This is a genomic window from Hymenobacter agri, from assembly GCF_054778495.1.
In genome coordinates this window covers 1-9,911 of record NZ_BAAGZM010000111.1, presented here as the reverse complement: position 1 = coordinate 9,911, position 9,911 = coordinate 1, and the positions used below count along the sequence as shown (strand labels likewise).

At 61.3% G+C, this 9,911-nt stretch carries 8 protein-coding genes; 3 read left to right on the top strand and 5 right to left on the bottom strand.

Annotated elements, in window-relative coordinates:
- The 5 genes from ACYVDE_RS08170 to rsfS form a co-directional block, all read right to left on the bottom strand.
- A partial coding sequence (locus ACYVDE_RS08170; RefSeq protein ID WP_460500991.1) for a hypothetical protein occupies positions 1-233 on the bottom strand: 233 nt, incomplete at its 3' end.
- Positions 234-245: 12 nt separating this feature from the next.
- A complete protein-coding gene (locus ACYVDE_RS08165; RefSeq protein ID WP_460500990.1) occupies positions 246-1,028 on the bottom strand; it encodes a UDP-2,3-diacylglucosamine diphosphatase in 783 nt (260 codons plus the stop codon).
- Between the two features lie 88 nt (positions 1,029-1,116).
- On the bottom strand, positions 1,117-1,776 hold the full coding sequence (locus tag ACYVDE_RS08160; RefSeq protein ID WP_460500989.1) for a LutC/YkgG family protein: 660 nt from the start codon (positions 1,774-1,776) through the stop codon (positions 1,117-1,119).
- Between the two features lie 77 nt (positions 1,777-1,853).
- Positions 1,854-3,974, bottom strand: a complete 2,121-nt coding sequence (gene ftsH / locus ACYVDE_RS08155) for an ATP-dependent metallopeptidase FtsH/Yme1/Tma family protein (protein ID WP_460500988.1) — start codon at positions 3,972-3,974, stop codon at positions 1,854-1,856.
- A gap of 255 nt (positions 3,975-4,229) precedes the next feature.
- A complete protein-coding gene (gene rsfS / locus ACYVDE_RS08150; RefSeq protein ID WP_460500987.1) occupies positions 4,230-4,610 on the bottom strand; it encodes an RsfS/YbeB/iojap family protein in 381 nt (126 codons plus the stop codon).
- A 67-nt stretch (positions 4,611-4,677) separates the two neighbouring features.
- On the opposite strand from rsfS, the gene ACYVDE_RS08145 reads away from it, so the two are divergent.
- The 3 genes from ACYVDE_RS08145 to ACYVDE_RS08135 all read left to right on the top strand — a co-directional run bounded on the left by ACYVDE_RS08145 (position 4,678) and on the right by ACYVDE_RS08135 (position 9,600).
- A complete protein-coding gene (locus ACYVDE_RS08145; RefSeq protein WP_460500986.1) occupies positions 4,678-5,436 on the top strand; it encodes a biotin--[acetyl-CoA-carboxylase] ligase in 759 nt (252 codons plus the stop codon).
- A gap of 268 nt (positions 5,437-5,704) precedes the next feature.
- Positions 5,705-6,352: a T9SS type A sorting domain-containing protein gene (locus tag ACYVDE_RS08140; RefSeq protein ID WP_460500985.1), complete on the top strand. Its 648-nt coding sequence runs from the start codon at positions 5,705-5,707 to the stop codon at positions 6,350-6,352.
- Between the two features lie 236 nt (positions 6,353-6,588).
- Positions 6,589-9,600, top strand: coding sequence for a glycosyltransferase family 117 protein (locus ACYVDE_RS08135; RefSeq protein ID WP_460500984.1), 3,012 nt, complete (start codon positions 6,589-6,591; stop codon positions 9,598-9,600).
- The last annotated feature ends 311 nt before the right edge of the window (positions 9,601-9,911 follow it).

Here is a 9,911-nt window from a genome sequence, read left to right as displayed (position 1 = left end):
TGGGGCACCGGCTGCACCGGAGCCACGGGCTGCGCGGCAGCGGGTGCGCTGGAGGCGGCAGCGGGTACAGTAGTTTGGGCGTGGGCGGCGGAGGCGAGGAGCAGTAGGGCGAGCAGAACGATTTTAATAGAACGGTCATGCTGAGCTTGTCGAAGCATCTCTATCGCAATAGTAAATGAATTACTTGCGCGGTAGAGATGCTTCGACAAGCTCAGCATGACGTTCTTTTCCATGTGCATTACCGCTTACCCTTCAAAATGCCGCAAAGCCAGCTCGTTGCCATCATACACGCCGTAGCTGCAATAATTGACCCATTCGCCCAAGTTCACGTAGCGGCTGCCGGGGCGCACCTCCACGTCGAGCGGCAGGTGGCGGTGGCCGAATACGTAGTAGTCGTGATGCTGGCGCGTTTCGAGCTCGCGGCAGTATTGCAGCAGCCACTCTTCGTCGCCGAAGTACACAGTGTCGTCCTTGCCAGCCTGCATGCGGCTGCGGCGGCTCCACTTGTTGGCCATGCCGATGCCAAAGTTAGGGTGCAGCCGCGCAAACAGCCACTGCGCCACCGGCGAGGTAAACACCTGCTTCAGCGCCTTGTAGCTGTAGTCTTTCGGCCCCAGCCCGTCGCCGTGCCCGATGTGAAACAGCTGGTTGCCGATGCGCTGGCTCACCTCCTGCCGCAGCACCGGAATGCCCATTTCCTGCGTGAAGTAGCCGAACATCCACATGTCGTGGTTGCCGGTGAAGATGGTAATAGGCAGGCCGCCATCGGTCAGCTCGGCCAGCTTGCCCTGCAGGCGGCTGAACCCGCGCGGAATGGCGTGCTTATACTCAAACCAGAAGTCAAATAAGTCGCCCAGCAGGTAAATGGCCGCCGCATCCTGTGCCGCCGCGTCGAGCCAGCGCACAATGCGCTTCTCCCGCGCCAGCGATGCCGCCGCGTTAGGCGCCCCTAGGTGGAAATCGGAAGCAAAGTAGACTTTCTTGCCGGGCGGCAGGATGACATCAGAGAGTAAATGGGGCGACTTCATTCAGGATAATGAGGAATGAAGAATGAGGAATGAAGAATTGTTACCTAGGAAACGGCCGAAGCAATTCCTCATTCCTCATTCTTCATTCTTAATTAAGCGCAGCGTCTTCTTCTTCCAGCAAAAACAGCGCGATGCGGCGCGGGCCGTGCGCACCCAGCACCAGCGTCTTTTCGATGTCGGCCGTGCGGCTGGGGCCGCTGGTGAGCGACATCATCGAGGGCAGAATTGCGCCGTACTGCTCCTGCATCAGGAGCAGCGCATCGCCGATTTCGGCCACCACTTGGCTGGGGCGGGCCAGCACGAGGTGCTGGTCGGGGTAGATGCTGAGCCGCCGGCCGCTGGCCGTGGCCGCCGATACGAGTATACTACCCGTGCGGGCCACCAGCGCCTCGCAGGACGTCAGGCTCAGGTCGGCGTTGGCGATAAAGTCGGTTTCATCGGCCCGAAACGGCACGTCGGCCGCTTGCAACACGGCCTGCAGGTCGGGCTCCCACACGTAGGGCGCGCCCACATGCTGCCGCTCGCGGAAAGCGGCCAGCTGTGCGGCTAGGTCTGCCAGCGTTTCGCAGTAGTGAAACTCGCCGCCAATCTGCTGGAACCGCTCGGCGAAAGCCACCACCACGTCGGGGCTGCTCAGGGGCGGGTGCACGGGGGCCGCAAAGTCGGGGCGGGGTGGCAGCGGCGCGGGGCCGGCCGCCAACCCCTGGCGAATACGGGCCAGCACGGCCTCACGAGATGATTCGGACATGATACAAAAGTAAGGAGATAAAAAAAGCCAGCCCCGCGAAAGGACTGGCTTCTCTTGTTATTGGTCGGCTACCGGAATTACCCGACCACCGTGCTACCGCTCGAAGCCGAAGCTTCGTTGTTGCGGCCGCTGTCGTCGAGGCCGGGCAGGTTCAGGTCGGGCAGGTCGCTGCCGAGCTTGCCGCCGGCGGCCTGTTCGCCTTTTACCTCCGACGCGGTTTCGCTGCGGTCAGTGCCGGCCATGTGGGCCTGGTAGTTGGTCTGGGTTTCGAAGGGGCGCGGGCCCACCAGGCGGGTCAGGTCCTCCTGCTGCAACACCTCTTTTTCCAGCAGCTCTTTGGCAATCACCTCCAGCTCGTGGCGGCGCTCGGTCAGCAGGTCCTTGGTACGGGTATAGGCGTTTTCGATGATGGTGCGCACTTCCTCGTCAATCATCTGCGACGTGGCTTCCGAGTAAGGCTTCGAGAAGCCGTACTCGTTCTGCCCCTTCGAGTCATAGAACGACACGTTGCCGAGCTTGGCATTCATGCCGTACATCGTCACGATGGAATAGGCCATCTTGGTGATGCGCTCCAGGTCGCTCAGCGCGCCGGTCGAAATCTTACCAAACACCAGCTCCTCGGCGGCGCGGCCGCCCAGGGCCATGCACATCTCGTCGGTCAGCTGCTCGGTGTTGTACAGGAACTGCTCCTTGGGCAGGTATTGCGCGTAGCCCAGGGCGGCCACGCCGCGGGGCACAATGCTCACCTTCACCAGTGGGTCGACGTGCTCCAGGAACCAGCCCGCGATGGCGTGGCCGGCCTCGTGGTAGGCCACGATGCGCTTCTCGCCGGGCGAGATGATTTTGTTCTTCTTCTCGAGGCCGCCAATTACACGGTCGATGGCGTCGGTGAAGTCCTGGTCGGTGATAAACTTCTTATCGCGGCGGGCGGCAATCAGGGCGGCCTCGTTGCACACGTTGGCAATTTCGGCGCCGGCGAAGCCCGGCGTCTGGGCCGAAAGGCGCTTGGCATCCACGTCGGGACCCAGCGTCAGCGGCTTCAGGTGCACGTTGAAAATCTGGGTGCGGCCATTGATATCGGGCTTGTCGATGCTGATTTGGCGGTCGAAACGGCCGGGGCGCAGCAGGGCTGAGTCGAGGGTATCGGGCCGGTTGGTGGCAGCCAGAATGATAACGCCCGAATCGGTGCCGAAGCCGTCCATCTCCACCAGCAGCGAGTTCAGGGTGTTTTCGCGCTCGTCGTTACCGCCAGGCATCGAGCCCTTGCTGCGCGAGCGGCCCACGGCGTCAATCTCATCAATGAAGATGATGCACGGCGCCTTGGCCTTGGCTTGCTTAAACAAGTCGCGCACGCGGGCCGCGCCCACACCCACGAACATTTCCACGAAGTCGGAGCCCGACAGCGAGAAGAACGGCACGTCGGCCTCGCCGGCTACGGCTTTGGCCAGCAGGGTTTTGCCGGTACCGGGAGGGCCCACCAGCAGTGCGCCTTTCGGAATCTTACCACCGAGGATGGTGAACTTGCCGGGGTTCTTGAGGAACTCCACAATTTCCTGCACTTCCTCTTTGGCTTCTTCGAGGCCGGCCACGTCCTTGAACGTCACCTTTACCTTGTCGCCGCCTTCAAACAGGGCGGCTTTGCTTTTGCCGATGCTGAAAATCTGGCCACCGGGGCCGCCCGCGCTGCCCATGCGGCGCATCAGGAACCAGAAGCCGACAATCATCAGCACGAAAAAGCCGTAGGTGCCGATGTAATCGCCGGGGCTATTGCGGTCTTCGATGTTGATGGGCAGGCGCTGGGCCAGAGGCACGGTTTTCTGCAGCGCGTCCAGGTTTTCCTGAAACAGCTTGGCATCCACCACCGGGAAGTAAAACTGCGAGCCGATGCCTTCGCTACCGAAGGGCGAGCGGCGCGTGAGCTCCTGCTTGTACTTGGCGCGGGCCGCTTCCTTGAGCGTCACCTCCACAATTTTCTGGTTGCTGACGATGGTGACGGACTGCACATCGCCCTGGGCCAGCATGCTCTCGAAACGCTGCTGGTTGATTTTGGCGGGCGAATTCAGGTTATTCACCCACATCACTCCAAACAAAAACACCAGCAGGCCCGCCAGCACCCACAGCTGCAGGCCCGGGCGCGGATTAGGCGCCGGCGTCAGGCCTTTTTTCTTTTTATTGGAATTCAGATTGTTATCCGACATGAAAATAGCTACTTAAAACCACGTATAGTAGGAGCAAAACACCATGCCGAAAGCAAATGTTCGGCGAAAGCACAGACGCGGAGCGGGCGGTTTTATTTTAGCCGACTCAGCCTTTTTCGGTCATCCTGAGCATTCCGCGTATCAAGCGGCGACGAAGGACCTTAGCACGCCTGAGCAGTTTGTAGTAATTCAAACAGTCCGGGCGTGCTAAGGTCCTTCGTCGCCGCTCAGGATGACACTTTCAGGCCTTATAGATTACGCCGGCTCCGACTCGATGTAGCTGATGTTGGCATCGCCCCAGAGCTCTTCGAGGGCGTAGAACTTGCGGCGGTCGCGCAGAAAAACGTGCACTACTACGTCAACGTAATCGAGCAGGGCCCACTCGCGGTTGGTGCGGCCTTCGGTTTGCCAAGGGCTTTCGCCGGTGGCTTTTTCAATTTCTTCTTCTACCGAGCGGGTGATGGCATCAAGCTGCGTGTCGGAGTTGGCCGAGCAGATGATGAAATAGTCGGCAACTGCATTTTTTAATTCCTTCAGATTCAGAACGACGATGTCGGCCGCCTTTTTGTCCTGCATGCCGCGAACGACCAAATCTGCCAATGTGTCCGAATCCTGACGGACCAACGTGCTTTTCATATTCTCTTGTTAGGTGTGAGCTTTACAGCCGAAAGTCTACGAAGTTAACGATACGCGCAAGAAGGCTGTGGTTGTCACCCCTCAAACCCTATTTACGGGCCAACAATTAGTATGGCTACCGGCCTGCGCCTCGACCAATTCGGAGGCTCAGGCGTTGATTGTCCAAAACCGGGCCAGCGAAGGCTGCACCGTGATTACGGACTTTCAGACTGCCGGCCGGGGCCAGCGCGGCAACCACTGGCAGGCCGCCCCCGCCGAAAACCTGATGCTCTCGGTGATGTGGCACCCCACGTTTCTGGCCGCCACCGAGCAGTTCCGCCTCAGCCAGGCCGTGGCGCTGGGCGTGCACGACTGGGCTACCGCCCTGCTCGGCCCCGACCCGAAGCTGAAACTAAAGTGGCCCAACGACCTCTACTACGGCAACCAGAAGCTGGGCGGCATTCTGATTGAGAACAGCCTGAGCGGGCCAAAAATTCAACACAGCATCGTCGGAATCGGCCTGAACGTGAACCAGCAGGAGTTGGCGTTGCCTACGGCCACGTCCTTCGCCCGCCTAACGGGCCGCGCTTACGACCGGGCCGCGCTGGCCGCGCGCCTGCTCGAATGCCTGGAGCGGCGTTACCTGCAACTGCGGGCCGGGCAGGTGGGGGCATTGCGACGCGACTACCTGCAGGCGCTGTACCGCTACCAGGAGGTGCACCCGTTCATCATCGACGGGCGCGCGGTGAGCGGGCAGATTGTTGGGGTAGAGGACGATGGCCGGCTGGCCGTAGCCATCGGCAACGAGCTGCGTCGGTTCGGGCTGCAGGAAATCCGGCACGGCTAGCAACCAAACCGCCGGTAAACGCATCAACAGGAGAAGCGCCCGAAAAAAACATCAAGCATTTCGAATAAAAAATATTCTGCGGGCAACCTTTCCGGCCGGTTCATCGAGTTATTAGTAGAACCATTGTTTAACTTTTACCCGTTAGCTTGGTCTAGTAAACTCAAACCCAGCGGGCCGCGTTGGCTGACAGCCTGACACGCGCAACCCGGCACGGTGCTTGTCATTCCGCTTTCAGCGTTTTCTCACCTTCACCCTTTCTGCTTTCCCTATGCAACTCTTTACTCGCTCCATGGTCGCGCTGGCTTTGCTGGTCATGTCGCTGGCCCCTACCCTGGCCGCCAACATCACCATTCTGGTCGGCGACAACTACTACCGCGGCCCCGGCAACACGACGGGTGCCAGCGACATCCGCACCATTAATGTGGGCGATGTGGTGACGTGGAGCTACGTGGGCCAGCTCAGCCACCCCACCATGTCGGACAACGGCGCCTGGGCCACGTTCCCCATGGATGCCGCCAACCGCACCTTCACCCGCACCTTCGGCACCGTTGGCTCGTTTCCGTACCACTGCACGGCCCACGGCGCGCCGGGAGTAGGCCAGTACGGTGTGCTGACGGTAGTGGGCACGGCCACCGCCACCCTCGATGCCCGCGCCGCCGGCGTGGAGCTGAGCGTGTACCCCAACCCGGCCCGCGGCCAGGTAACGGTGAAGCTGGAGCAAAAAGCCGGTACCGACTACAAACTGCGCCTGAGCAACATCATCGGCCAGGAAATCCGCACCGTGGCCCTGAAGCCCGAGCTGACGGCCACCGGCCTGCCCCTTGACCTGAGCGACCTGCGCAGCGGCGTGTATTTCTACAGCCTGCTCGTGGATGGCAAAGTGGCCAGCACCAAGCGCCTCGTGCTTCAGAACTGATGCAATAAGCCCGAGTGCTCCGAGATTTTATTTCGGCATGCCCGGGCGTATTTCGCCTAATGAGTTGACAAAAAGCAGCCTCGGGCTGCTTTTTGTGTTTCTAGCCTGAAATGATGGAGAGGCGGCGCGGTGCAACGGTGCAGTGCCTACTTTTGCCCTTTCACCAACTTACCCGCTTCTTGTGCCGGCCGCGTTCTGTTCCCGTGCGGCCGGGTGTCTGTGTCTCATCCGATTGTATGCGCTCCTTTAAAAGCCTGAATAACCTCGTTGGCTGGGTGGTTTTTGCCATTGCCGCCGCCACCTACCTGCTCACTCTGGAGCCCACCGCTTCGTTCTGGGACTGCGGCGAGTTCATTGCCTGCTCCTACAAGCTGCTGGTGCCCCATCCTCCGGGGGCGCCTACGTTCCTGCTGCTGGGCCGCCTGTTCTCGCTGTTTTCGTTTGGCGACGTGACCAAGGTGGCCGTGCTCATCAACGCCCTGTCGGGGTTGAGCAGCGCCTTTACAGTGCTGTTTCTGTTCTGGATTATTACCCGCATGGCCCGCAAGCTGGTGCTGCGCGAGGCGGCCGGCAACAGCAACCTGGCCGCCGAAGCCATTGAGCCCACTGGGGGCCAGAGCCTGCTCATTCTGAGCGCGGGCGTGGTAGGGGCGCTGGCCTTCGCTTTCTCCGACTCGTTCTGGTTCAACGCGGTGGAGGGCGAGGTGTACGCCATGTCGGCCCTGTGCACGGCGGCCGTGGTGTGGCTGATGCTGAAGTGGGAAGCTCACGCCAGCGAGCCCGACTCGGACAAGTGGATTGTGCTCATTGCCTACGTTATCGGCCTTAGCATCGGGGTGCACTTGCTGAACTTGCTCACGCTGCCCGCCCTGGGCTTCATCTACTACTACCGCCGCAACCTGAACCCCACCTGGAAGGGTGGCCTCATCGTGCTGGTAGTGAGCATGGTGATTGTGGGCTCCATTCTGGTGGGCATCATCCCCGGCCTGCCCACGCTGGCCGGCAACTTCGAGGTGTTCTTCGTGAACTCGGTGGGCCTGCCCTTCAACTCGGGCCTGTTCATCTTCCTGATTGTGTTTATCGGCCTGATTTGGTTTGGCTTCCGCCTCTCCTTCCAGCGCCGTAGCCAGCTGCTGAACACGGCCATGCTGTGCTTCGTGTTCATCCTGATTGGCTACTCGTCGTACCTGATTGTGCCCATCCGCAGCTCGTTCCAGCCCACCATCAACGAGAATGACCCCGAGGATGTGCTGAGCTTCGTGAGCTACCTCAAGCGTGAGCAGTACGGCTCGCGGCCCCTGCTCTACGGCCCACAGTTCAACGCCCAGCCCGTGGACTACGCCGAGGGCGCGCCCCGCTACGCCCGCGACCTCAAGACCGGTACTTACAAAGAGATTCTGCCGCGCCAGCAGGAGCCTGTGTACCGCGACGAGGACAAGATGCTGCTGCCGCGCATCTACAGCTACGAGCCCGACCAGATTGCCAACTACAAGAAGTGGGTGGACATTCAGGACGGCGTGAAGCCCACCATGGGCCAGAACCTGGGCTTCCTGTTCCGCTACCAGATGGGCCACATGTTCTGGCGCTACTTCATGTGGAACTTCGTGGGGCGCGAGTCCGACGTGCAGCAGGCGGGCGTGGTCACGCCCTTCAGCCCCAGCAAAGCTTCGCTGCCGCCGCGCATCGGCGACAGCCCGGCCCACAACAACTTCCTGGCCCTGCCGCTCATCCTGGGCCTCATCGGCCTGTGGTTCCAGAGCCGGCGCGACAGCAAGGACGCCTGGGTGACGGGCCTGCTGTTTCTGATGACCGGCCTGGCCATCGTCATCTACCTCAACCAGCCGCCGCGCGAGCCCCGCGAGCGTGACTACACCTTCACCGGGGCCACGTTTGCCTTCGCCATCTGGATTGGCTTGGGCGTGCTGGGGCTGGCCGAGCTGCTGGGTAAGGTGGTGAAGGCCGACGGCCTGCGCGCCGGCGTGGCCCTGGCCCTGGGCCTGCTGGTGCCCGGCATTATGGCCGCCCAGGGCTGGGACGACCACGACCGCTCGAACCGCTACAACTCGGTGGACTCGGCCAAGAACCTGCTCGACTCGTGCGCGCCCAACGCCATGCTGTTCACCAACGGCGACAACGACACCTTCCCGCTCTGGTACGCCCAGGAGGTGGAGGGCTACCGCACCGACGTGCGCGTGGCCGTGCTCTCGTACCTGAACACCGACTGGTACATCGCCCAGATGAAGCGCCGCTCCTACCTCTCGGAGGGCTTCCCCATCTCGATGCCGGCCGCGGCCTACGCCCAGGGCACCAACGACATGCTGCCCTACGCCGCCAACCCGGCCGTGCCCAGCGTGAACCTGAAGGAATTCCTGGAGCTCATCAAGAGCAACAACCCGCTGCTGCAGGTGCAGTACCAGGAAGGCGGCCCAAGCATGATGAGCTTCCCCACCCCCAACTTCTTCCTGCCCATTGACACGGCGGCGGTGAAGCGCCTCGGCATCATCCCCAAAGACCGCGAGAAGCAGCTGGTGGATAAGATGGAGTGGAGCATGGGCAAGCGCGCCATCGAGAAGAAAAACCTGGTGATTCTCGACATGATTGCCACCAACAACTGGAAGCGGCCCATCTACTTCAGCAGCACCGTGAACCCCGGCGACTACATGAACCTGCAGCCCTACTTCCAGATGGAGGGCATGGCCTACCGCCTGCTGCCGCTGAAGGACCCGAACTACAACCCCCAGAGCGGCGACGACGGCTTCGTGGAGAAGGACCTGACCTACCAGCGCCTGCTGAAGCAGTTTAGCTACCGCGGCCTGCAAAACCCGCACATCTTCTACGACGAGAACAACCTGCGCTTCCCGGCCAACTACCGCGACAAGTTTGCCCGCCTGGCCAACGCCTACCTGGCCGAGAACAACGTGGCCAAGGCCAAGGAAGTGGCCGACAAGGCGCTGGAGCTAATGCCCGACGCGGCCATCCCCTACGACTACTACTCGCCGCAGCTGGTGCCCGCGCTGGTGGCCGGCGGCGAGAAAGCCAAGGCCGACCAAATCCTCGACACCATGACGCAGCGCTCGGAGCAGATGCTGGCCTACTACGCCACCAAGCCCGACGGCAGCCTGTTTGAAGACGACCAGCGCGGCTACCTCGTGGGCCTGCAAAGCGTGTACATCGCCGCCGAGCGCGCCGGCGACAAGGCCCGCGCCGACAAGGCCCGCGGCCTGATGCAGCAGTACTACCCGCAGTAATACCTGTCGAAATCAAGAGAAAACGGCCGACTCGCAATGCGCGGGCCGGCCGTTTTTACGTTACAAGCCGGAGAGTTACCGTTACTCAATTTTGCTTGGTACGAAGGATTGTGCTTTGCTCAACAAATTTCAGTTATCTATCAAGCCAACCAGCCTAACGGAGATGAAGCGGTTCAGTAAACTTTACGCGCTACTAGTAGTGACGATTATCGCCGCCCGGCCAGCGCACGCCCCATTAGCCACCCCGCGCCCCGATTTCGCCGGCCTCTACCGCGACGCCCCGCACCTGGCCGTAGACACCCGCCGCGAGG